19 protein-coding genes are annotated in these 23819 nt (G+C 73.8%); 14 read left to right on the forward strand and 5 right to left on the reverse strand.

Translation table 11 applies throughout. The features are described from left to right. The first annotated feature begins 33 nt into the window (after positions 1 to 33). The 5 genes from dusB to J5Y04_RS19535 all read left to right on the forward strand — a co-directional run bounded on the left by dusB (position 34) and on the right by J5Y04_RS19535 (position 6228). Positions 34 to 1203: a tRNA dihydrouridine synthase DusB gene (gene dusB, locus J5Y04_RS19515; RefSeq protein ID WP_209413360.1), complete on the forward strand. Its 1170-nt coding sequence runs from the start codon at positions 34 to 36 to the stop codon at positions 1201 to 1203. 563 nt (positions 1204 to 1766) lie between these two features. Continuing rightward, positions 1767 to 4475 carry a pyruvate, phosphate dikinase gene (gene ppdK, locus J5Y04_RS19520; RefSeq protein WP_307853200.1) on the forward strand — a complete coding sequence of 903 codons (2709 nt, stop codon included), beginning with the start codon at positions 1767 to 1769 and terminating at the stop codon, positions 4473 to 4475. A gap of 268 nt (positions 4476 to 4743) precedes the next feature. Continuing rightward, the gene (locus J5Y04_RS19525; protein ID WP_245205065.1) at positions 4744 to 5262 is read left to right on the forward strand and encodes a ribonuclease domain-containing protein; all 519 of its coding nucleotides are present in this window, start codon (positions 4744 to 4746) and stop codon (positions 5260 to 5262) included. A 169-nt stretch (positions 5263 to 5431) separates the two neighbouring features. Continuing rightward, positions 5432 to 5911, forward strand: a complete 480-nt coding sequence (locus tag J5Y04_RS19530; protein WP_209413363.1) for a hypothetical protein — start codon at positions 5432 to 5434, stop codon at positions 5909 to 5911. Continuing rightward, complete coding sequence (locus J5Y04_RS19535) at positions 5911 to 6228, forward strand: transcriptional regulator (protein WP_209413365.1); 318 nt, start codon at positions 5911 to 5913, stop codon at positions 6226 to 6228. Before J5Y04_RS19530 ends, J5Y04_RS19535 begins: the two co-directional genes overlap by 1 nt. Positions 6229 to 6335: 107 nt before the next feature. Here the strand turns inward: J5Y04_RS19535 and J5Y04_RS19540 are convergent, their stop codons facing one another. Then, positions 6336 to 7331 (reverse strand): hypothetical protein, encoded by a 996-nt coding sequence (locus tag J5Y04_RS19540; protein ID WP_209413367.1) that lies wholly within the window; start codon positions 7329 to 7331, stop codon positions 6336 to 6338. 110 nt (positions 7332 to 7441) lie between these two features. On the opposite strand from J5Y04_RS19540, the gene J5Y04_RS19545 reads away from it, so the two are divergent. Beyond that, a complete protein-coding gene (locus J5Y04_RS19545) occupies positions 7442 to 8710 on the forward strand; it encodes an ADP-ribosylglycohydrolase family protein (RefSeq protein WP_209413368.1) in 1269 nt (422 codons plus the stop codon). Between the two features lie 12 nt (positions 8711 to 8722). On the opposite strand, the gene J5Y04_RS19550 is transcribed toward J5Y04_RS19545, so the two are convergent. Further along, complete coding sequence (locus J5Y04_RS19550) at positions 8723 to 9448, reverse strand: GNAT family N-acetyltransferase (RefSeq protein WP_209413369.1); 726 nt, start codon at positions 9446 to 9448, stop codon at positions 8723 to 8725. A 689-nt stretch (positions 9449 to 10137) separates the two neighbouring features. On the opposite strand from J5Y04_RS19550, the gene J5Y04_RS19555 reads away from it, so the two are divergent. Together J5Y04_RS19555 and J5Y04_RS19560 are read left to right on the forward strand one after the other, a co-directional pair. Continuing rightward, positions 10138 to 11082, forward strand: a complete 945-nt coding sequence (locus tag J5Y04_RS19555) for a PAC2 family protein (RefSeq protein WP_148645246.1) — start codon at positions 10138 to 10140, stop codon at positions 11080 to 11082. A gap of 251 nt (positions 11083 to 11333) precedes the next feature. Further along, positions 11334 to 12308, forward strand: coding sequence for an SGNH/GDSL hydrolase family protein (locus tag J5Y04_RS19560; RefSeq protein WP_209413370.1), 975 nt, complete (start codon positions 11334 to 11336; stop codon positions 12306 to 12308). A gap of 100 nt (positions 12309 to 12408) precedes the next feature. On the opposite strand, the gene J5Y04_RS19565 is transcribed toward J5Y04_RS19560, so the two are convergent. Further along, a complete protein-coding gene (locus tag J5Y04_RS19565; protein WP_209413371.1) occupies positions 12409 to 12999 on the reverse strand; it encodes a TetR/AcrR family transcriptional regulator in 591 nt (196 codons plus the stop codon). Positions 13000 to 13095: 96 nt separating this feature from the next. Between J5Y04_RS19565 and J5Y04_RS19570 the strand changes: the two genes are divergently transcribed. From J5Y04_RS19570 to J5Y04_RS19595, 6 genes are all read left to right on the forward strand, one after another. Then, complete coding sequence (locus tag J5Y04_RS19570; RefSeq protein WP_209413372.1) at positions 13096 to 14421, forward strand: MFS transporter; 1326 nt, start codon at positions 13096 to 13098, stop codon at positions 14419 to 14421. A 20-nt stretch (positions 14422 to 14441) separates the two neighbouring features. Beyond that, positions 14442 to 14900: a nuclear transport factor 2 family protein gene (locus J5Y04_RS19575; RefSeq protein WP_209413373.1), complete on the forward strand. Its 459-nt coding sequence runs from the start codon at positions 14442 to 14444 to the stop codon at positions 14898 to 14900. A 197-nt stretch (positions 14901 to 15097) separates the two neighbouring features. Beyond that, positions 15098 to 15463 carry a hypothetical protein gene (locus tag J5Y04_RS19580; RefSeq protein WP_209413374.1) on the forward strand — a complete coding sequence of 122 codons (366 nt, stop codon included), beginning with the start codon at positions 15098 to 15100 and terminating at the stop codon, positions 15461 to 15463. 148 nt (positions 15464 to 15611) lie between these two features. Next, positions 15612 to 16922 carry a deoxyguanosinetriphosphate triphosphohydrolase gene (locus J5Y04_RS19585; RefSeq protein ID WP_209413375.1) on the forward strand — a complete coding sequence of 437 codons (1311 nt, stop codon included), beginning with the start codon at positions 15612 to 15614 and terminating at the stop codon, positions 16920 to 16922. Positions 16923 to 16984: 62 nt separating this feature from the next. Next, the gene (gene dnaG / locus J5Y04_RS19590; protein ID WP_209413376.1) at positions 16985 to 18892 is read left to right on the forward strand and encodes a DNA primase; all 1908 of its coding nucleotides are present in this window, start codon (positions 16985 to 16987) and stop codon (positions 18890 to 18892) included. Between the two features lie 119 nt (positions 18893 to 19011). Beyond that, positions 19012 to 20217: an RNA polymerase sigma factor gene (locus J5Y04_RS19595; RefSeq protein WP_209413377.1), complete on the forward strand. Its 1206-nt coding sequence runs from the start codon at positions 19012 to 19014 to the stop codon at positions 20215 to 20217. Positions 20218 to 20243: 26 nt separating this feature from the next. On the opposite strand, the gene J5Y04_RS19600 is transcribed toward J5Y04_RS19595, so the two are convergent. Beyond that, positions 20244 to 21452: an XRE family transcriptional regulator gene (locus J5Y04_RS19600; RefSeq protein ID WP_209413378.1), complete on the reverse strand. Its 1209-nt coding sequence runs from the start codon at positions 21450 to 21452 to the stop codon at positions 20244 to 20246. 842 nt (positions 21453 to 22294) lie between these two features. Beyond that, positions 22295 to 23728: an FGGY family carbohydrate kinase gene (locus tag J5Y04_RS19605; RefSeq protein ID WP_209413379.1), complete on the reverse strand. Its 1434-nt coding sequence runs from the start codon at positions 23726 to 23728 to the stop codon at positions 22295 to 22297. Positions 23729 to 23819: the final 91 nt, after the last annotated feature.

A 23819-nucleotide genomic window follows, 5' to 3' on the forward strand; every position in this document is an offset into this window, starting at 1 on the left:
GTCCCGAGCCCCCGTCCCCGAGGTCAGCCGCGCATGACAGTCACGCCCGCACCCACCGCGACCACCGACGAGTTCGCGCCGCTGACCATCGGCCCGATGAAGGTGTGGCCGCCCGTCGTGCTGGCACCGATGGCCGGCATCACCAACGCGCCGTTCCGCACCCTCTGCCGCGAGCAGAGCGGCGGCAAGGGCCTGTACGTCTCGGAGATGATCACCACCCGGGCCCTGGTCGAGCGCAACGCCAAGACGATGCAGCTGATCAGGTTCGACGCGAGCGAGAAGCCGCGGTCGATCCAGCTGTACGGGGTGGACCCGGTCACCGTCGGCAAGGCGGCCCGGATGATCGCCGACGAGGACCTGGCCGACCACATCGACCTGAACTTCGGCTGCCCCGTCCCCAAGGTGACCCGCAAGGGCGGCGGCTCGGCGCTGCCGTACAAGCGGAACCTGCTGCGCGAGATCCTCCGCGAGGCGGTCGCCAACGCCGGGGACCTCCCGGTGACCATGAAGATGCGCAAGGGCATCGACGACGACCACCTCACCTACCTGGACGCCGGCCGGATCGGCGCCGAGGAGGGCGTGTCCGCGATCGCCCTGCACGGCCGCACCGCGGCCCAGCACTACGGGGGCACCGCGGACTGGTCGGCGATCGCCCGGCTGCGCGAGTCCGTTCCGGCGCACATCCCGGTGCTCGGCAACGGGGACATCTGGTCGGCGGACGACGCGGTGCGGATGATGCGCGAGACCGGGTGCGACGGCGTGGTGGTCGGCCGCGGCTGCCTGGGGCGGCCGTGGCTGTTCAAGGACCTGGTCGCGATCTTCGAGGGCGAGGTGGACTACGCCCGCCCGAGCTTCGCCGACGTGGCGCGGGCCATGGTGCGCCACGCGCAGCTGCTCGGCGAGTGGATCGGCGACGAGGCCCGCGGCGTGATCGACTTCCGCAAGCACGTGGCCTGGTACACCAAGGGCTTCTCGGTCGGCTCCGAGCTGCGGGTGAGGCTGGCCAACTCCTCCTCGCTGGCCGGGTTGGCCGAAACCCTCGCCCAGGTGGAGCAGTCCCAGCTCTGGCCGGCCGGTGCGGACGGCCCGCGCGGGCGCACCAGCGGCAACAACCGGGTGGTTCTGCCGGAAGGCTGGTTGGACGATCCGTACGACTGCGCCCTGCCCAGTGCAGACGCCGAATCGGACACCTCCGGCGGATGATCTGTCCGTAGTGGCAAAAACGCCCCTGGACCGGTGATTGCCACCGCGTCCCAGCCCTCTTGTCCTATCTGGCCAAGAGGGCTCCTTTTTGGTGCACTGATGTCACGGAACGAGCGCATCCGTGGACGCAGTGCGACGATCGACGGAGGAGGACTACGTCCGGCGGGCGAGATGCGCTCGTGACGCTTGCCACATACGGTGGCGACTGACGGTCACTCAGGGGACGAAATGGCCACATCGGCGGTGAATCGCTTCCCGAAGGGGGTGGCGCGGGATCGGCCGGTCCGGGTGCAGGAAATCAAGCCGGGGCGGCATGGTGGACGGCCGACCGCTACTTTCCGTCCCAGTCGTGTGATCTTCCGGTTTCCTTGCCTTCAAGACTTGAAGGCAAGCTAGCGTCATCCGGACGATTTCACCAACAGAGGTGAACGCCTTTATGTGCATTCGATCTGCCGGGTTACCGCCGAGTACTGGCCTCGTACGGCCTATTGGCGGCGCAGAAGTGCCTTCGAAATGGGTATGTTCTCCGGCGTCAGGGCAACCGTGTGCGAGGAGACCGACCCGTGCCGTCCCAGCAGAAGTTTGTTTACTCCTTCACCGAAGGAAACAAGGACCTCAAGGATCTTCTTGGTGGCAAGGGCGCGAACCTGGCCGAGATGACCAACCTGGGCCTCCCGGTCCCTCCGGGGTTCACCATCACCACCGAGGCCTGCAAGGTCTTCCTGGAGACCGGCACCGAGCCGGCCTCGCTCCACGAGGAGATCAGCGCCCACCTGGACGCCCTTGAGCAGGAGATGGGCAAGAAGCTCGGCCAGGCCGACAACCCGCTCCTGGTCTCGGTCCGCTCCGGTGCCAAGTTCTCCATGCCCGGCATGATGGACACCGTCCTGAACATCGGCCTCTCCGACGCCTCGGTGACCGGCCTGGTCGCCCAGTCCGGCAACGAGCGCTTCGCCTGGGACTCCTACCGCCGCCTGGTCCAGATGTTCGGCAAGACCGTGCTGGGCGTCGACGGCGAGCTGTTCGAGGAGGCCCTGGACGAGGCCAAGCACGCCAAGGGCACCGTCAACGACCTGGACCTGGACGCTTCCGACCTCCGGGAACTGGTCGAGGTGTTCAAGGGCATCGTCGAGCGCGAGACCGGCCGGGCCTTCCCCCAGGACCCGCGCGAGCAGATGGACCTCGCGGTCCACGCCGTCTTTCACTCCTGGAACGGCGACCGCGCGCGGCTCTACCGCCGCCAGGAGCGCATCCCGAACGACCTGGGCACGGCGGTCAACGTCTGCTCCATGGTGTTCGGCAACCTCGGTGAGGACTCCGGCACCGGTGTCGCCTTCACCCGTGACCCCTCCACGGGCGCCGTCGGCGTCTACGGCGACTACCTCTCCAACGCCCAGGGCGAGGACGTCGTCGCCGGCATCCGCAACACGCTGCCGCTGTCCGAGCTGGAGAAGCTCGACAAGTCGTCGTACGACGAGCTGATGGCGATCATGCAGAAGCTCGAGAACCACTACCGCGACCTCTGCGACATCGAGTTCACGATCGAGCGCGGCAAGCTTTGGATGCTCCAGACCCGCGTGGGCAAGCGCACCGCGGCCGCGGCCTTCCGGATCGCCGTCCAGCTGGTCGACCAGGGCCTGATCGACCTGGACGAGGCCCTGATGCGGGTCACCGGCGGCCAGCTCTCCCAGCTGATGTTCCCGCGCTTCGCCCCCGACTCCGCCTCGAAGCAGATCGCCTGGGGCCTCGCCGCCTCGCCCGGCGCCGCGATCGGCAAGATCGTCTTCGACTCCTACACCGCGGTGAAGTGGTCCCGCTCCGGCGAGAAGGTCATCCTGGTCCGCCGCGAGACCAACCCGGACGACCTGGACGGCATGATCGCCGCCGAGGGCATCCTCACCTCGCGCGGTGGCAAGACCTCGCACGCCGCCGTCGTCGCCCGCGGCATGGGCAAGACCTGTGTCTGCGGCGCCGAGGAGCTTGAGGTCGACACCAAGCGCCGCCGGATGACCACCTCCGACGGCCTGGTGCTGGAGGAGGGCGACATCGTCTCCATCGACGGTGCCACCGGCAAGGTCTACCTCGGTGAGGTACCCGTGCTGCCGTCCCCCGTGGTCGAGTACTTCGAGGGCACCCTGCACGCCGGCGCCGACGTCCAGGGCGGCCTCGTCCAGGCCGTGCACCGGCTGATGTCGCACGCCGACGGCCGCCGCCGGCTCGCGGTGCGGGCCAACGCCGACAACGCCGAGGACGGCGGGCGCGCCCGCCGCTACGGCGCCCAGGGCATCGGCCTCTGCCGCACCGAGCACATGTTCCTCGGCGAGGAGCGCCGCAAGGAGGTCGAGCACCTGATCCTGGCGGACAACGACAAGGACCGCGAGCTCGCGCTCTCCACCCTGCTGCCGATGCAGAAGGGCGACTTCCTGGAGCTCTTCCAGGCGATGGACGGGCTGCCCGTCACCGTCCGCCTGCTCGACCCGCCGCTGCACGAGTTCCTGCCCGACATCACCGAGCTGTCGGTGCGCGTCGCCCTCGCCGAGGCCCGCAGGGACCCGAACGAGAACGACCTGCGCCTGCTCCAGGCGGTGCACAAGCTGCACGAGCAGAACCCGATGCTCGGCCTGCGCGGCGTCCGCCTCGGCCTGGTCATCCCCGGCCTGTTCGGCATGCAGGTCCGTGCCATCGCCGAGGCCGCCGCCGAGCGCAAGCTGGCCGGCGGGGACCCGCGCCCCGAGGTCATGATCCCGCTGGTCGGCACCGTCCAGGAGCTGGAGCTGGTCCGCGACGAGTGCGAGCGCGTGCTCGCCGAGGTCTCCCGGTCCACCGGTGTCCAGCTGGACATCAAGCTCGGCACCATGATCGAGCTGCCGCGCGCCGCCGTGACGGCCGGCCAGATCGCCGAGGCCGCCGAGTTCTTCTCCTTCGGCACCAACGACCTCACCCAGACCGTGTGGGGCTTCTCCCGGGACGACGTGGAGGCCTCCTTCTTCACGGCCTACCTGGAGAAGGGCATCTTCGGGGTCTCCCCGTTCGAGACCATCGACCGCGACGGCGTCGGCTCGCTCGTCAAGCACGCCGTCGAGGCCGGCCGGGCCACCCGCCCCGACCTCAAGCTCGGCGTCTGCGGCGAGCACGGCGGCGACCCGGAGTCGGTCCACTTCTTCCACGAGGTGGGGCTGGACTACGTCTCCTGCTCCCCCTTCCGGATCCCGGTGGCGCGCCTTGAGGCCGGCCGCGCCGCCATCGAGACCGCGGGCAGCGACTCGCGCTGAGGCGGGTAGGCGCCCTCCTCACCAGGCATCGGTGAGGAGGGCCCGTCCGACCACGGCGCGAACCCTTCGCTGACCGCATCCCTCCCACCAGGGAGGGCGTACACCGGAGCTCGGCGCAGGAGAACCGGCGTACGTAACGCGGCCGGGGCGGGAACGGACAACGGCGTCCGTTCCCGCCCCGGCCGCTTTCCCCGTGTGCGCGGGGTGTGGCCGTGGCCACGTGTGTGGCTGTCCGGCGGTGGCCGGGCCGGCTGCCAAGCTGGAGCGCATGACCAGCAAGAACCGCCTGTTCGTCCTCGTGGCCGCCCTGATCTGCGTGATCGCGGCCGCGGCCGGGTACGTACTCTCGGACGACGGGACGAGCCGCCCGGAGGCCGCCGTGGGCACGGCCTCCGCCACGGGTCCGGCGGCGCCCAAGTCCTCCGCGCCCAAGCCGTCCGCGCCGGCCTCGTCCGCGCCCGGGCCGTCGTCACCGGCCGCCACCTGGGTGCCCGCCGACCCCGCGCTCGCCGACGTCTGCCGCACCAAGCTGCCCGGCCAGGCCCTCGACACCCTCGGTCTGATCGCCAAGGGCGGCCCGTACCCGTACCGCTCCGACGGCATCGTCTTCGAGAACCGCGAGAACCGCCTCCCGCGGAAGACCTCCGGCTACTACCACGAGTTCACCGTCGTCACACCCGGCTCGGGCGACCGCGGCACCCGACGCGTCGTCACGGGTGGCGCCGGCGAGCAGTACTGGACGGCCGACCACTACGGCAGCTTCCAGGAGATCGACCCGCGCTGCTGAGGATCCTGCGGTCATGAGAGCCCTGCCGCACTGAGGGCCCTGCCGCACTGAGAGTTCTGCGGTCCCGAGAGTCCTGCGGTACTGAGAGTACTTTCCAACTTGGAATATGGATGCCATAGTGGGACCGCCGGGGGCGCGGTGCCCTCGCGCGGATTCCAGGGGGGATTCCATGAGCAGCTCCGAACCCGTCCGGCCCGTCGACCTTCCCGCCGCCGAGGCGCTGCGCCTCGCCCTGCGGGCCCAGGCGGCCGCCCGGGCCCCGCGATCCCTGCCGGTGTGGTTCGGCCCGGCCTTCGCGGTCTCCTTCGCGCTCTACGGGACGGGAGTCGGCCAGGCCACCCACGCGCACCTGGCCTGGCTGAGCATCCTGCTGGCCGTGGCCTTCGCCGCGCTGACCGTCTGCCTGGCCGTGGTCACCGCCCGCAGCGGCGGCATCGTGCACCGGCTGGAGCCCGCCTTCGGGCATCTGGTCCGCCGGGCGTTCCTTCAGTTGGTCGGGGCGGCACTGGTGGCGGCGGGGCTCGCCTTCGCGTGCGGTGGCGACGCCCGCTGGGTGGGCGCCGCGGTGGGGATCGCCGCAGGCGCGGCGTTCTGGGCGGGCGCCGTGTGGCTGAACGCCCGCATCCGGCGAGAGCTCGGGGCACGCTGATGCCCGCCGCGCTCGACCCGCTGCTCCAGCACCCGACCAGGCTCACCGCCCTCGCCTTCCTGAGCGCCTGTGCGGAGGCCGAGTTCGGCGCCGTCCGGGACCACTGCGCGGTCTCCGACTCGGTGCTCAGCAAGGCCGCGGCCGCACTGGAGGAGGCCGGCTACGTGGCGGTGAAGAAGGGCTACGTCGGCAAGCGCCCGCGGACGTGGCTCGCCGCCACCAAGGCCGGCCGTGCGGCCCTGAGCGGCCATCTCGCCGAACTCCAGCGCCTGGTGGCCGCCGCCGACGCGGCCGGGGCCGAACACGGCGGCCGGTAGGGGGAGTCCGCCGGTCCCGCCCCTCGCCGTCTGCCGGTGGCGTCGGCGTTCGGTGCCGGCGCCCGCCGGGGCGGAGGGGCTGCCCGTTCCGCGCAGTGCCCGCCGCCTCACCGGGCCCGTCGCCAGCTGATCCGCGCGTGCGGGCCGTGCGGGCCGGTGGCGAGGAGGGCGGCCAACTCCTGGAGCACGGAGGCCGGATCGCGCCGCAGCCGGACGAGGGTGGTGCGGACGACCGGCAGGCCCGCGGCGGTCAGCCGGTTGGCGCGGGCCAGGCTGCGTTCGTGGTCGGCCGGGCTCAGGTGCCAGGCCCGGGAGTCGATCTCCAGCGCCACGCAGGCGTGCGGCCAGTAGGCGTCCGGGACGGCGAGGAAGCGGCCGTCCAGGAAGAGCACCGGATTCCAGAGTGGGTCCGGCAGGCCCGTCCCGTGCACGAGCTCCCGGGCCTGGCCCTCCACCACCGACCGCGACCCGGCCGCGAGATCCTCCACCACCTGTGCGACGTGCGGGAGTTCGAGCGCGCCGGGCCGGGCGAGCAGCTGGTCCAGCAGCTCCCCGAAGGCGCAGTGGCGCCGTTGCGCCGCCTCCGCGCAGAGCGCCCGGAACCGGCGCCGCCCGGTCTCGCTCGGCGCCAGGTCGGCCAACGCCCGGGGGACGGTGGTGCTCCAGAGCCCGTCGTCCCGCTCGAATCCGCCCGGCATCGCCCCGGCCGCCCGGTGCACCCGGACGAACCCCCGGTCGGCGACCCGGCGTTGGCCGGGGATCAGCACGTCGACCTCCGCGAGATCCGCGGGGTGCCCGGCGGACGGCAGTCCCGCGTCGGCGAGCACGGCGACCCCGGTCAGCAGCACCTCGCCGCCCTGCACCGCCCTGCCCTTCGGCCCCGCGTACGCCAGTGCCGCGCGCAGCCGTTGATGCGACGTCAGCCTCCCGGTCTGCAGGCAGATCACCCGGGGCAGCACCTGCTGCCACGGGCCGCCGGGGCGCAGCCGGTGGGCGATGGTGCCGGACGGCACGCCGAGGCGGCGCAACTGCGCCCGGGTGACGATGTGCTGCTGGTCGGCGCCGAGCAGCAGCAGCGGGTCGAGGAGGACGGCGCTGGTCATGCCCGGGTGCTTCCCGCCCGGGTCGGAGGTATGCGAAACGTCCCTCTCCGGGGTCGCGGGCCGGGAATGAGGTTGACGCCGCACCGGTCGGGGGGCTGGGCTTGGGCGCGATGAGTACCCTTCACAGCGGTCCCGCGCTCGACGCGCTCAACGGCCTCTCCGTCGGCGACGCCCTCGGCGCCCAGTTCTTCGTACCCGACACCGCCGCGGCCCACTTCGCCGCCCGCACCGCACCGCCCGGCCCCTGGCCGTGGACCGACGACACCGAGATGGCCTGCTCGGTGTACGCGGCCCGGACCGAACGCGGCGCCGTCGACACCTTCGACCTCACCCACTCCTTCGCCCGCCGGCACGACTTCGACCGCGGCTACGGCCCGGCCGCCAACCGCCTGCTGCGGCTGGTCCGCGAGGGCGGCGACGCCAAGGCCCTGGCCGCCGAACTCTTCGACGGGCAGGGCTCGTACGGCAACGGCGCGGCGATGCGGGTGGCGCCGCTGGGGGCGCTGTACGCCGCGAATCCGCCGGAGGCGATCCGGCCGGCGGTCGAGACGGCGCTGATCACCCACACACACCCGCAGGCGGTGGACGGCGCGATCGCCGTCGCGGTGGCCGCGGCCTTCGCGGTCCAGGCGCGGACGACGAGGATGACACCCGCGAGCTTCCTGCAGAAGGTCAGCTACCACACGCCGATGGGAGCCGTTCAGGAAGGTCTGGACGAGGCCGTCGGGCTGCTCGCCGAGCCGGACCTCAAGGTCGCGGCCAGGGCGCTCGGCAACGGCAGCCGGACCAGCGCGGCCGACACCGTCCCCTATGCGCTCTGGTGCGCGGCCCGGCGGCTCACCGACTACCCGGCGGCCGTCTGGGAGGCCGTCGGAGCGGGCGGCGACATGGACACCGTCGCCGCCATCACCGGCGGCGTGGTCGCCGCGTACACCGGCACCACGGGCATCCCGGCGGCCTGGATGGCCGCCCGCGAGCCGCTTCCGGCCTGGGCGTTCCCGGAGCCCGGCAGCGTCACGGACGGGCCGGGGAGGGGAGGGATGCGGGTGTCGCGCCCCCACCCCGTCCCGGACGTGCAGTGGACGGACGAGGAGTGGCAGCGCATCCGGACCGGGCCGGATCCGGTCACGCTGGACTTCCGCTGGACCGTCCACACCCACGAGGGGACCGTCCGGATCTGCCACCCGAACCGCTACGCGGTCTGGGAGGTGACGGTCGCCCGCGTCCGCGGGGGCTGGCGCCCGGTGGCCGCGGTGGTCGAGGCGAGCCCCGACCGCTGGCCGGCGCTGCCGGTGGACCCGCACGGCCTCGACGTCCTCACCCGGGTGCTGAGGACCGCCGCGACCGGGAGACCCTGCCTGGTGGATCCGCCGGCCTGAGGCCGCCCCCCGTCAGGCCGTGATCAGGTGCGCGGCGCCGCCGTGTCTAAGGCACTCCTGGTTGATCGCCCGCTCCGGGGCGCTCGGCGAGGTGGCGGCGGCGATCCGCAGCTCGATGATGTCCCGCACGGCGGGCCACTCGGAGTCGAGGATCGAGTAGAACGCGGTGGAGCGCACCACCCCGTCCAGTCCGCGCGAGTGCGCCCGGCGGACGCCCTCGGAGGTGGCGCCCAGGCGCTCGATCGCCGCCCGGGAGCGCAGGTTGCGGGCGTCGGCGCGCAGCGAGATCCGCTGCACGCCCCACTCCTCGAAGGCGTACCGCAGCATCAGCAGCTTCGCCTCGGTGTTGATGCCGGTGCCCTGGGCGCGCGGCGAGAGCCAGGTGTTGCCGATCTCGGCGGCGTCCGGGATGGCCGTGGCGGGGTCGCCGAACGGCACACCGGGCACCGGCGGCCAGACGACCGGGCCCTGCCAGTAGTCGAGTTCGAGGAAGCGCGTGGAGCCGACCACCCGGCCGTCGGCGAGGTTCACCGTCGCGAACGGCATCGACCGGCCCGCGGCCTGGTCGGCGAGGGCGCGCGCGATGTAGTCGCGGGCCGCTTCCAGGCCGTGCGGGACGGCCGTGAAGGCGTAGGTCGTACGGTCCTCGGCGCCGGCCTCGGCGATGGCCTCGGCGTGGTGCGCGGCGAGGGGCTCCAGCCGCACGGTGCGGCCGGTGAGGATGACAGGTACGGGCACGGAACCTTCGGTCCTTCATCGGTCGGAGGGCGCGTCCCGTGCCGGGATAGGGCGCGGGCTGCGGTGGACTTCGCCCCGGCTCCGGAGGCCGCCCGTCCAAGGCCGCGCACGCCGGAGGCCGGTCGAGCGGGGTGGGGGCGGCGGCCCGGAGGCGGGCAGCGCGGTGCCGGAACGGACACGGGTCTACGGACCGGTCCGGCGGGATGAGCGAGGGGACAGTGTGCGTCCGCGAGATGGCCGAAGAGGAAACGAGAGCGCGAAGGGAAGCAGGCGGCCAGGTGAAGGCAAGATGCGTCGTGGGTGACTGGCCGAGCACCGGGCCGGGTCGTGATCGACGGCGTTACGGACGACGTGACGACGACGCGACGATGCGAGGCAGCGAGAGGACGATACCCGCCAGAAGGCGGTGCGTCACTTCGCGGCACACGAATGGCCGCGCAGGTTTGCCCCGGAGGCCATTCCGGAGGCCTCCGGGCGCCCGTGACCAGCGGTTTTCCATCCGGGTGCGATCATGGTCGGGACGGCACTCCGGTGGGCCGCGGAGGGCACTCCGGCGGGTCGCCGGACGTTCACCGGTGCAGCGGCGGTCCGACGCCCGGCCAGCGCGGGAATTCCGGCGGGTCCGGGCACGCTGCAGACGAGGAGAAGCCGGTACGAGTCGACGAGTAGAGAACGGGGTTGGGTGCGCGGTGCGTGATCCCCAGGCGCTGTACGAGCTGGATCAGCAGGGCGTGGCCGCGGTGGCCGCGGCGAACGCCGCGTTGGCCGACACCGGCGCCGGCCTGGTCCTGCTCCACCACTTCGAGGGCTTCATGGACGCCGGCGAGGCCGGCGGCCAGGTGATGGCCCACCTGCTGGAGCAGGGGTCGCCGCAGGTGGTGGCCCGCTTCGATCACGACCGCCTGGTGGACTACCGGGCCCGCCGCCCCGCGATGGTCTTCGACCGCGAGCACTGGTCCTCCTACGACCCGCCGGAGATCCTGCTCCAGCTCGTCCACGACGCCGCCGGCGCGCCGTTCCTGCTGCTCACCGGCCCCGAGCCGGACGTCGAGTGGGAGCGCTTCTCGGCCGCCGTGCGAGGGCTGGTGGAGCAGTTCGAGGTCCGCCTGACGCTGGACTTCCACGGCATCCCGATGGGCGTGCCGCACACCCGCCCGGTCGGTCTGACCCCGCACGGCAACCGGCTGGACCTCGCGGCCGGGTACCCGCAGTGGTTCGAGCAGGCCCAGGTGCCCGGCAGTGCGCAGGCGCTGCTGGAGTACCGGCTCGCCGAGGCCGGGCACGACGTGCTGGGCTTCGCCGTGCACGTGCCGCACTACGTGGCGCGCTCGGAGTACCCGGCGGCGGCGGTGCTGATCCTGGAGGCGGTGCAGTCGGCCACCGGCCTGGTGCTGCCGGGCACCCGGCTGCGCGAGCGGGTCGGCGAGGTCTACGCCGACATCGAGGAGCAGCTGGCCCAGGGGGACGGCGAGTTGCGCTCGGCGATCCGCGGCATGGAGGGCCAGTACGACGCGGTGGCGGGCGCCGAGGGCCGGGACAGTCTGCTGGCCGAGCCGGTCGACCTGCCGTCGGCGGACGAGCTGGGACGGCGCTTCGAGCAGTTCCTCGCCGAGCACGAGCGCGGCCCCGAGTAGGCCGTACAGCAGGATCCGGGAATCCCCGGACGGGCGGGAGTCATCGGACGCCGCCCGTTCGTTGGCGACGAGGTGCCCGGGGGACGGGCCGCCACAGGGAGAGACGTCGCCGTTCCGACCCCCGGGGGGATTCCATGCCGGTGCCCACAGGCCCGACCACGCCAGGCCCGAGCACGCCGGGCCCGACCGCGCGTTCGGCTGCACGCCCGCTGCCGTCTGCGCGCCCGCTCCGTGTTGCGCGCCCGCTGCCGGTGCGGGCCGCTGCTCTGGCGGCCGGGCTGGCCGTGTCGCTGCTGGCGGGGTGCAGCGGCGGGGGCGGCGACGGAACCGGAGCCCCCGCGCCGGACGGCCCGCATCCCGTCCGGGCCACCGCGACGCCGACCCCGACACCCACGCCCGTCGGTCCGTACGTCGCCCTCGGCGACTCGTACACCTCGGGCCTGAAGATCGCCCCGCAGGTGGGGGAGCCCAGGGGCTGTGCCCGGTCGGCGGTCAACTACCCTTCCCTGGTGGCGAAGTCGCTGGGGCTGGCGGACGGCCAGTTCCGTGACGTCAGTTGCAGCGGCGCCCGCACCGGCGACCTGACGGGCTCCCAGCAGACCGACGGCGGGGCCAACCCGCCCCAGCTGGACGCGCTCACCCCGGCCACCCGGCTGGTCACGGTCGGGATCGGCGGAAACGACGCCGGGTTCATGGAGGTCGTCGGCGAGTGCGCCAGGGAGAACCTGGTCGACGTGGTGAAGGGCCTGGTCGGATCGGGCCGGGCCGCGTCGCCGTGCCGCGAGCACTACGCCTCCGCCGGCGGCGCCGTCGACCAGGTGCAGAGCAAGGTCGACGCGGCCGGCGAGCGGCTGGGCCGGGTGCTCCAGGAGGTCAGGCGCCGCTCCCCGCAGGCCCGGGTGTACGTGGTCGGCTACCCCTCGCTGCTGCCGGCCGACCCGGCCGCCTGCGCGCCGCTGCTCGGTGGCACCGTCGCCGCGGCCGACCTCGGCTTCCTGGCGGAGAAGGAGCAGCAGTTGAACGCGATGCTCAAGGGCCGCGCGGAGTCGGGCGGCGCGGTCTTCGTGGACGCCGCCGCCCCCTCGGCCGGTCACGACATGTGCGCGGGGGAGGCCGACCGCTGGGTCGAGCCGCCCTTCCCGGCGTCCGGCCTGGCGGCGATCCACCCCAACGCCAAGGGGCAGCAGGGCGTGGCCGCCGCCGTACTCAAGGCGGTCCGGGGCTGACCGCCGCCTGCTCGACACCGCCCGGGACTGACCACCGCCGTGCGCAAGGCCGTGCGCAACACCGCCCGGGGCTGACCGTCGCCGGCCGGATTTCGGCCCGTCAGCTCCGGGAACGCCCGGGGCCCTTGCCGCCCCGGGCCACCAGGGTGACGCTGCGCGCCAGTTCGGCGGCGTAGTCCCAGGTCAGCGACGGAACGTCGAACAGCAGCCGGTACCACATCGGGCCGAAGACGAGGTCGATCAGGTGGTCGTCGTTCGGGTGGACGACCTCGCCGCGCTCCCGGCCGCGGGCCAGCAACTCGCGCACCGCCTCCCGTCGCACCTTGATCAGCCGTTCCCAGAGCAGGGCGCCGAACTCGGGGTCCTGCAACGCCTCCGCGGCCAGGGCCCGGTTCAGGGTGCCGCTGACCGTGCGCTGCGCCTCGAACGTCGCCGTGAGCAGGACGGTCAGGTCGCCGAGCAGTGAGCCGGTGTCCGGTGTCGGCAGCCTGGTCGCGGCGATGCCGCCGAGGGTGTCCAGCACCACCTCGCCCTTGCTGCGGTAGCGGCGGTACACGGTCTGCTTGGAGACGCCGCTGACGGCGGCGATGCCCTCCATGCTCAGGCCCCGGTAGCCGTCGCGTTCGACGATCTCGGTGACGGCCGCGCGGATGGCGGCGTCGACGGCGGGGTCGCGTGGTCGTCCGGTCATGGGCCCACTCTAGAGCCCACTCCAGGGGTTGACATACGGTGCGTCTCGTATTGGAATAGCAATACGCAACGGATCGTATTGGAAAGGGGGGCTCCGATGCGTCCCCACCCCGAACCCGAACAGCAAGCCGAAGAGCAAGCTGAACAGCCTGAACAGCCCGGGCAGCCCGGGCAACCCGGGCAACCGGAACGGCCCGGGCAGTCCGCGCAGCCTCGCAACCCCGGCCGGCCCGACCGCGCCGCACCCGCCCTGCTGGCCCTCTCGCTCGGCTACTTCACCCTCGGCACCAGTTCGCTGGCCGTCGTCGGCCTGGGCTCGCCGATCGGCCGTGACCTGCACACCGGGCCCGGCAGCGTCGGCGTCCTGGTCAGCGTGTTCGCACTGAGCTTCGCGCTGGCCGCGCCCTTCGCCCCCGCCCTGCTCGGCCGGCTGGACCGCCGGGCCGCACTCCTCGTCGGCCTGGCGCTGCTGACCGCCGGCGGTGTGCTCGGCGCCCTCGCCCCCTCCTACGGGGTGCTGGCGGTGTCGCGCGTCGTGGCCGGGCTCGGTGGCGCCGTGTTCGGCCCGGCCTCCTCGGCGGTCGGCTCGCTGATCGTCCCCGAGGAGCGCCGCTCCCGCGCGCTGGCCACCGTGTTCGCCGGAATGACGGTCGCGGCGGTCGCCGGTGTGCCGCTCAGCTCCTACCTGGGCGAGGCCGTCGGCTGGCGCTGGGCGCTGGCCGCGGTGGCGGGGGCGAGCCTGCTGGCGCTGGCCCTGGTCGCCGCCCTCGTCCCGGCCGTCCCGGCGGGGGAGCCGCCGACCGCCGCCGCCTACCGGGCCGTGCTGGCCGCCCCGGGCGCCTCGGCGACCGTGCTCACCACGCTGTTCTGCATGGCCGCCCAATTCACCGTGTACGGGGTCGCCGGCGCCTACCTCGCCGCCCGCTTCGGGCTCGGGCCGGGTGCGGTGACGGGGGTGCTCTTCGCCTTCGGAGCGGTCGGCGTCCTGGGCAACGCCTGCGGGGTCCGGCTCTCGGCGCGGCTCGGGGGCGCGGCCACGGTCACGGTCACCCTGGCCGGCCTGGCCGCCGCCTTCGCCGGCCTGCTCGCCTCCCCGCGCGGACCGGCCGGAGCGCTGCTGCTCTTCGCCGTCTGGGCCTTCTTCGGCCAGCTCTACCAGGCTCCGCAGCAGGCCCGGCTGATCGCGCTCCGCCCCGACCAGCGCGGCGTGCTGCTCGCGCTCAACGCCTCGATGCTCTACGTCGGCATCAGCCTCGGCAGCCTGCTCGCGGGCTCGCTGCTGCCCGTCCTCGGCGCCCGGGCGCTGCCCGCGGTCGGCCTCGCCGCACTCGCCTTCGCCGGCCTGTCCCACCTCGCCTCCGTCCGCGGCCCGGTCCGCCGCCGGCCCGGCGCCGCCGTCACCGTCCAGTCCCGTACCGCCTGACCCCGAACAGGAGCCGTCCCATGAACGCCGCCACCGCCACCACTACCGACCCCGCCACCACCACCGCCGCGACCACTAACGACCTCGCCACCACCACCGCCACCGACCTCGCCGCCGCCCGTGAGCTGGTCCGGGACTACCTGGAGACCGTCTGGAACCAGGGGCGGACCGACCTGGCCGACCGCTACCTCGCCGAGGACCTCGCCCAGCACAACCCCAACCTCCCCGACGGCCGCGCGGCGCTCACCGCCTTCGTCGACGGCCTCCGGGCCCAACTGCCGGAGCTCCGCTTCGACCTGCGCCGCCTCGCCGCCGACGGCGACCTGGTCTTCGCGCACTCCCTGTTCACCGCAGCCCCGGGCGACGACGGCCGGGCCGTCATCGACGTCTTCCGCCTCGAAGGCGGCCTGATCGCCGAGCACTGGGACCTCAACGAGGCGGTCCCCGCCACCACCGCCAGCGGCCGTCCGGCCGTCTGACCCACCCCCGCCCGCGTGCGACGCACCGGCTCCCCCGACCGTCTGGGGGCGCCGGCGCACGTGCGCCACCGGCCGACGGCTCACAGTGCGGACCCGAGGCCCCGCCGGGGCCGCCGCGACCTGGCGCGGCTGCCGCCCGCCGTCCACCCCGTGATCAACCCCTTCCGCCCGCCGCGGCCCCGTGCCACCATGCCGCCGTGAACTCCGCCACCGCGCCCCGGGATCCGGTCCGGCTCGCCGACGCCCTCCGCTTCCTCACCGAACTGGTCGCCTGGGTCGCCACCCCCTGGGCGCTGGCCCCGTACTCGGTCGTGCTGGCGGTCCTCTCGGTGGTCGTCCTGATCGGCCTCCCCACCGTCCTGGCCACCCCGGGGGACAAGAAGCAGGTCATCGTCGCGGTCCCCGGCGTGGTCACCATCGGGCTCGTGGTCCTCCAGCTCGCAGCCGCGGTCGTCTCCTCCTGGCTGGCCTGGCCGGCACCGGTCGCCGTCGTGGTCACCGTGCTGGCCGCCGCCTGCGCGGTCACCGAAGTCCCCCGCTGGCGCGGGCTGCTCGCCGCCTGACGGCGGCTCCGCGTCCCGACCGCGCTCCGCCCACACCCCGCCTGCCCCGCCCACCCCGGCGCGCAGGCAAGGGTTCACGCGCCGGCCCGCGCCCCTTCGCGCGCGGCACACCCCGGGTGTCGGAGCCGCGGCGTACCGTGATTGCCATATGGACGACACCGCGCACCGCCTCACCGCAGCCCCGAGCCCGTACGACCACGCCGCAGAGGCCCGCTGGGTGCCCGAACCGGACAAGCGCCCCGGCCGGACGGCGTTCCAGCGCGACCGCGCCCGCGTGCTCCACTCCGCCGCCCTGCGCCGGCTGGCCGGCACCACCCAGGTGGTCGCCCCGATGCGCAGCGACTTCCCCCGCACCCGGCTCACCCACTCCCTCGAATGCGCCCAGGTGGGCCGGGAGTTGGGCGCCGCCCTGGGCTGTGACCCGGACCTCGTCGAGACCGCCTGCCTGGCCCACGACATCGGCCACCCGCCGTTCGGCCACACCGGCGAGGAGGCGCTCGACCAGGCCGCCGAGGCCTGCGGAGGCTTCGAGGGCAACGCGCAGTCGTTGCGCATCCTCACCCGGCTGGAGCCCAAGCGCTTCGCCCCGCAGGACGAACAGCCGGCCCGGCTCGCCCCCTGGCCCGGCCGCAGCGTCGGCCTCAACCTGAGCCGCGCCGCCCTGGACGCCGCCACCAAGTACCCCTGGACGCACGGCGCCCACCCCACCGACCCGGCCTCGCCCAAGTACGGCGTCTACGCCGACGACCTGCCGGTCTTCCGCTGGCTCCGGGCCGGTTCCCCGGCCGGGCGCAAGTGCTTCGAGGCCACCGTCATGGACTGGTCCGACGACGTGGCCTACTCCACCCACGACGTCGAGGACGGCCTCCAGGCCGGCCACATCGACCCGGCCGTGCTGCGGGCGCCGAGCGAGCGCGCCGAGCTGTTCAAGGTGGCCGGGCGCTACGCCCAGGACGCCGAGCCCGAGGAGCTGGCGGCGGCGCTCGACCGGCTGCTCGCCCAGGAGTGGTGGCCCGGCTCCTACGACGGCTCGGCCCGGGCCCGGGCCGGGCTGAAGGACTTCACCAGCCAGCTGATCGGCCGCTTCTGCCTGGCCGCCGAGCAGGCCACCCGCGCCCGCTACGGCCCCGGCCGGCTCACCCGGTACGCGGCCGAGCTGGTGGTGCCGCGGGACGTCCGGCTGGAGTGCGCGGTGCTGAAGGCGGTCGCCGTCCGGTTCGTGATGCAGCGCGACGAGCAGGCCCAGCTGCGGGCCCGCCAGCGGATCGTGATCGCCGAGCTGGCCTACGTGCTGAACCAGCGGGCCCCCGAGGGCCTCGACCCGGTCTTCGCCACCCTCTACGAGGAGGCGGACGACGACCGCGCCGCCCTCCGCGCGGTGATCGACCAGATCGCGACCCTCACCGACGCCTCGGCCACCGCCCTGCACGCCAAGCTGGTCGGGGCGGCCTGGAAGTAGCCCCGGCCCCGGTCCGTCCCGCGCCGCCCCGGAAACCCACGGCACCCAAGTAGACTTCCGGGGTGGCCGGGCGGATCAGGGACGAAGACGTACAGGCGGTGCGCAGCGCACTGCCGATCGACGTGGTCGTCGGTGACTACGTACAGCTCACCAATGGTGGCGGTGGCGAGTACAAGGGCGTCTGCCCCTTCCACGACGAGAAGTCCGCCTCCTTCTACGTGAACCCCTCCAAGGGCGTCTTCCACTGCTTCGGCTGCCAGGAGAACGGCGACACCATCGCCTTCCTGATGAAGATCGAGCACTTCACCTTCGCCGAGGCCGTCGAGCGGATGGCCGCCCAGGCCAACATCACGCTCCGCTACGAGGAGGGCGGGTACAGCCCCCGCCACCAGCAGGGCGAGCGCACCCGCCTGGTCGAGGCGCACAAGGTGGCCGCCGCCTACTACCAGGAGCAGCTCGTCTCGCCGGAGGCCGAGATCGGCCGCCGTTTCCTGGCCGAGCGCGGCTTCGACGAGCAGGCGGCGCAGACCTTCGGCGTCGGCTACGCCCCGGCGGGCTGGGAGCACCTGGTCCGCTACCTGCGCGGCAAGGGCTTCAGCGACAAGGAGATCCTGCTCGGCGGCCTGGCCTCGCAGGGCCAGCGCGGCGGCCTGATCGACCGCTTCCGGGGCCGGCTGGTCTGGCCGATCCGGGACATCGCGGGCGAGGTGGTCGGCTTCGGCGCCCGCCGCCTGCGCGAGGACGACAACGGCCCGAAGTACCTGAACACCCCCGAGACGCCGATCTACAAGAAGTCCCACGTGCTGTACGGCATCGACCTGGCGAAGAAGGAGATCGCCAAGTCCGGCCGGGCGGTGGTGGTCGAGGGCTACACCGATGTGATGGCCTGCCACCTGGCGGGTGTCACCACGGCGGTGGCCACCTGCGGTACGGCGTTCGCCGAGGATCACATCAAGATCATCCGCCGGCTGCTGATGGACACCTCCCAGTACCGCGGCGAGACCGTCTTCACCTTCGACGGCGACGCGGCGGGCCAGAAGGCCGCCCTGCGCGCCTTCGAGGACGACCAGAAGTTCGCCGCCAAGACCTCCATCGCGGTCAGCCCCGGCGGCATGGACCCGTGCGACCTGCGCCTGGCCAAGGGCGACGAGGCGGTCCGCGAGCTGATCGACAACCCGGTCCCGCTGTTCGAGTTCGCGCTGCGCTCGGCCGTCGCCCGGCACCGGGTGGAGACCCCGGAGGGCCGCTCGGCGGCGCTGGAGGAGGCCGCCCCGATCGTCGCCAAGATCAAGGACCGCTCGATCCAGCACCAGTACGCCGTCCGGCTGGCCGGCATGCTCGGCATCCTGGACGAGCAGTTCGTGGTCCGCCGGATCTCCCAGCTGGCCCGCTGGGACCGCGAGCGCCAGCTGAACCCGAGGGCCAACGCCCAGCAGCGCCGCCCCGAGCAGCCGCAGCCGGTCAGGTCCGTCACCCCGCTCTTCCGCCTCAACCCGCGTGACCCGGCCCAGTTCGTCGAGCGCGAGCTGCTCAAACTGGCCCTCCAGCACCCGGACCTCGTCGCCCCGGCCTTCGACCACTACGGCGAGGACGAGTTCCCGACCCCGCCGTACACCGCCGTGCGCCGGGCCATCGCCCAGGCCGGCGGAGCGGCGCACGGGGCCGGCCGGGCCGACTTCACCAGCGAGGTGCGCGAGGCGTCCCCGGACGACCAGGTGCGGTCGCTGGTGACCGAGCTCACCGTGGAGCCGGTGCGTTCGCGCCGCAAGGCGGACGCGATCTACGCGGGGGAGTTCCTGGTGAAGCTGCGGCTCCAGGCGGTGGACCAGAGGATCACCGAAGGACGCGCCTACCTCAACCAGCTCCACGCTCGTGGCGCGAGCGAGGAGTGGAACGCGGTGAGCAACGAGCTCTGGCAGCTCGAGCAGTACAAGCAGCGGCTGCGCAGCCAGGGTGCTGCGGGGCTGTAGCCCTCTCCGGAGAAAGTCCGCGCACGAGTCTCGGCCACGGAGTGTGGCGTGCCGCACACTGGAGGGCGTCCCACCTCCGTACAAGCGCGGGTCCGCCAGAGTCGCGCCCGCCCCGAGGGATGCCCGTGGACCAAGGTCTTGCCGCGACCACCCGCCCGACCACCGACCCGCTCGCCCCCCACGACGACCACGGCCGGGCCGGCGCTCCGCCGCCGGACGGTGCCCGGGTGCCCGCGCAGGGCCACCCCGAGGTCCCCGAGGTCCCTGAACCCTCAGGACCCGAAGCCGAAGCCGAACCCCCTGCCGGAGCCGAACCGGACCCGGACGCCGAGCCCGGTACCGCGGCCGGAGCCGACTCGGACCCGGACGCCGAACCCGACCTCGACGCCGACCCGGCTCCGGCCGGCGCGACCGGCCCCGCGGCGGACCTGCTCCGCCAGTACCTGCGCGAGATCGGCCGGATCCGGCTGCTGAACGCCGCCGAGGAGGTGGAGCTGGCCCGCCGGATCGAGGCCGGCCTCTTCGCCGAGGAGCGGCTGAACCGCGAGCCGCCGCCCGCCGACCCGCTGGCCGGCGAGCTGGACACCCTGGTGGTGATCGGACGGATCGCCAAACGGCGGCTGATCGAGGCCAACCTGCGGTTGGTGGTCTCGGTCGCCAAGCGCTACATCGGCCGCGGGCTGACCCTGCTGGACCTGGTCCAGGAGGGCAACCTCGGCCTGATCCGGGCGGTGGAGAAGTTCGACTACGCCCGCGGCTACAAGTTCTCCACCTACGCCACCTGGTGGATCCGGCAGGCGATGAGCCGGGCGCTGGCGGACCAGGCGCGGACCATCCGGGTGCCGGTGCACGTGGTCGAACTGATCAACCGCGTGGTCCGGGTCCAGCGCGTGCTGCTCCAGCAGCGCGGGACCGAACCGACCCCGGCGGAGATCGCCGTCGTACTGGAGCTGACCGAGGCGAGGGTGCGCGAGCTGATCCGGTTGGCCCAGGAGCCGATCTCGCTGCACACCCCGGTCGGCGAGGAGGACGACGTGGCGCTCGGCGACCTGATCGAGGACGCCGACGCCGCCTCACCCGCCGAGTCCGCCACCTTCCTGCTGCTGCGTCAGCACCTGGAGGCGGTGCTGGCCACCCTCGGCGAACGCGAGCGCCAGGTCGTCCAGCTCCGTTACGGCCTGGACGACGGCCGCCCCCGCACCCTGGAGGAGATCGGGGTGGTGTTCGGGGTGACCAGGGAACGGATCCGCCAGATCGAGTCCAAGACCCTGGTCAAGCTCCGCGACCACGCCTTCGCCGAGCAGCTCCGCGGCTACCTGGACTAGGAACCGACGGACCGGGAGCCGATGAACTAGGAGCTGACGGGCGCCGCGCCGCTCGGGCCGGCGCCACCCGGGCTCGCGGTGGCGTCCACGCTCGGGGTGGTGGAGCCCGGGGTGGTGGAGCCCGGGGCGGTCGGGCTCGCCGTGGCCGGCGGCGAGGCCGGGCCGATCGGGATCGGGGTGGAGGCGACCAGGTGGGCCAGGTCGGAGGCGCTCACCGTGCAGGCGCCCCCGGCCGGCTGCTGTCCGCAGACCTGGAAGGTCGCGGCCGGGTCCCCCGCGTTGACCATCAGCGAGTAGTTGTCGTACCCCCAGTGGATCAGCGCCGTCTCCGTCTCGCCGCTGCTGCTGGTGATGGTGGAGGAGTCGCCCGGCTCGCCCTCGGTGATGGCGGCCCAGGCGGCCTGGCACTTCTGGCTGTACCGGAGGTAGATGACCACCTTGCCGATGTTGTTGGTCTGCAGGGTCCGGGCGTCGGCCCCGCAGCCGGTCGCCTTGGGGTCCTTGTGCGAGCAGCCCATCGCCTGGCAGGCGGAGGCCGGCGGGGCCGGTGAGGCGGGCTTGGCGGCCGGGCTCGTGGCCGAGGTCGGGACGGGCTGCGCGACGGCGGCCGGCTCCTCCCTGTCGCCGTGGGTGTACCGGACCCCGGCCAGCACCAGCAGTACCGCCGCCGCCATCGCGCCGGCCGCCAGCGCCACCGGCCGGCGCCACCACGGCGTCGCCGGGGAGGGCTCCCCGGTGACGGGGCCCACGGCAAGGTCCTCCGCAGGATCGGCGGCCTCCGTCGCGGGCCCGGCCACCGTCTCGGTCACCGGCCCGGAGAGGACGTCCGTGAGGCCCTCCGGCATGGGCTCCTCACCGGGTTCCACGGATTCCACGCCGGACTCCCCACCGGCTTCCACGGGCTCCACGCCGGATTCCACGGACTCCGTGCCGGGCTCCATGCCGTCCCCGGCCCGCGGCTCCTGGACGTTCTCCGGCGCCACCGCGTCCGCCCAGAGCACCCGCAGCCTGGGGCCGTCGCACTCCACGGCCCCGATCAGCGCGTCCAGCGCCTGTTCGGTGACGACCCGTTTGCCGTTGAGCCAGCGCTCCCAGGAGGCGCGGCTGTAGTGGGTCCGGGTCGCCAGTTCCGACAGCGAGAGCCCGGTCGCGTCCTTGACGGCGCGGAGCTCCTCCGTCAGGCGTCGGGCGGGGCCGGACAGCTCGTCCGGCAGTTGCTTCCAGGCGGATGCCATGAGGCCTTCCCAACATCAGAAACAGGGGACGCGGGACCAACAGGGGCCGAGTTGGGCACCGGCCCGGGGCCTGGGGGCGTCTCCCGCGTCTCCAACCTCACCGGCCTGCCGTCTCAAACACCAGGTCATGGCGCTGAGACGGACGGAAGTGTCTCACACCCCCGCTGACGACTCGAACATTCACACGTCAGTCGTGCAGAGTTCTCAGGCCGGTCCGATTTCGGCGCCCTGATCCTTCGTCCGGGCACCGATTCCGGGCCGGTTCCCTGACGTCCCGAATCCCCCACCGGCCGGGGCAGCCTCGCGGGGGGAGGCTGCCCCGGACCGCAGGGACGCGCGGCGGGGAGGGCACATCGTGCAGCCCTCCCCGCCGCGACCATTTCCTCCCCGGAACGACGCGGGTCCCCAGGACCGGCGCGGGGGAGCGGGGGATCCGGGGCGCATCCCGGGGCGTACCGGGGGCCGTGCCGCCGTCAGTGGTGAGGCCGGTGCGCTGCGGTGCGTCCAGCGGCGTTCGAGGGCGAGTCCGGCCGGCACGTAGGCCCCGCCGGAGCCGTGGTGGAGCAGCCGGCGGCGCTGTCCGGGGCCGGGCGCGCCAGAGGCCGGCGAGGACCGCCACGCAGCGCCGTTCCGGCTCGGCAGTGCCGACGAAAGGGCTGACGGTCAGCCGGCCGTCGTCGCGGGCGCCCCTGGGCAGCGCCATGAGGTCCTGCCGACCTCCGCTCCGGCGCCCCCTTCGCAGTCCACGCAGTCCACGCTGTCACCGGGCGCGGGGTGACGCGTCCTCACCGCCGCACGGGACGTCCACCGGGACGTCCCACCGGGCCGTCCCAGGAACCGTCTCACCCGGCCGTCTCCGGGTGGATCTGCTCGCGCGCGGCCCGGTACTGCTGGCGCACCGCCGAGCCGACCGGCAGGTCCTGCTCGGCGTCCGGGGTGACGGTGACCGTCTCCGGAAGCTCCCACCGCGGCGGTTCGGGGGTGCCCGCCAGCGCCCAGGCGGCCTGCCGGGCCGCGCCGCGGGCCGCGTGGGCGCCGGGCGGCGGCACCACGACGGGTACGCCGAACAGCAGCGGCGCGATCTGCCGGACGGCGGGCAGGCGCCCGGCCGCGCCCAGCAGGAAGACCCGCTTCACCTCGACGCCCCGGGCGCGCAGCACGTCCAGCGCGTCCGCGAGGTTGCAGAGCATGCCCTCGACGGCGGCCCGGGCCAGGTGCTGCGGGGTCATCGACTCGGCCCGCACCCCGGTCAGCGTGCCGGCCGCGTGCGGCAGCGCCGGTGTCCGCTCGCCGTCCAGGTAGGGCAGCAGCACCATCCCGTAGGCGCCGGGGGAGGACTGCAGGGCGAGCTCGCTCAGGCCCTCCAGGTCCCGGCCGAGCAGCGCGGCGGTGGAGCGGAGCACCTGGGCGGCGTTCAGGGTGGCGACCATCGGCAGGTGGCGGCCGGTGGCGTCGGCGAACGAGGAGACCAGCCCGGTGGCGTCCACCACGGCCTGCCCGTGCACGGCGAAGATCGTCCCGGAGCTGCCGAGCGAGACCGCCGCGTCGCCGGGTTCGAGGCCGAGGCCGAGGGCGGCGGCCATGTTGTCACCGGTGCCGGCCGAGATCAGCAGGCCCTCGGGGGTGTGCCCGGCGGGCTCGGCCGGGCCGAGCACGTGCGGCAGCTTCAGCTCGTGGCCGAGGGCCAGCTCGATCAGGTCCTGCCGGTACTCGCCGGTGATCGGCGACCAGTAGCCGGTGCCGGAGGCGTCGCCGCGGTCGGTGGTGCGCCGTTTGGGGTGGCCCAGCAGCTGCCAGACCAGCCAGTCGTGCGGCAGCAGCACCTCGGCCACCCGGCGGGCGTTGGCCGGCTCGAACTCGGCCAGCCAGCGCAGCTTGGCGATGGTGTACGTCGGGCCCGGGACGGCGCCGATCGCGGCCGTCCAGGCCGCCGCGCCGCCGAGCGCGTCCAGCAGGGCGGCCGCGGCGCCGCTGGAGCGCGGGTCGTTCCAGAGGATCGCGGGCCGTACCAGCACGCCCCCGGCGTCCAGGCCGATCATGCCGTGCTGCTGCGCGCTGACGCCGATCGCCCGGACGCCCTCCAGCAGGCCGCCGGCGGCCGCGTCGCCGAGCGAGTGCAGCCAGATCTGCGGGTCGGCCTCGCCGGCCCGGGTGTCCTGGCCTTCGGGGGCGGGGTGCGGCGCCTTGCCGGACCGCAGCACCGCGCCGGTGCCGGTGTCGCACGCGACGATCCGGGTGCGACCGGTCGAGCTGTCTATCCCCGCGACGATGGCCATGTCGAGATCATGCCTCAGCGGGCGTCCGGACGCGGTTCGTCCGGGCAAGTGTTGCCCCTTCGGTACCGCTCCGGAGCCGTCCAGGACACCC

The organism is Kitasatospora sp. RG8, assembly GCF_017813315.1.
GTDB lineage: Bacteria > Actinomycetota > Actinomycetes > Streptomycetales > Streptomycetaceae > Kitasatospora.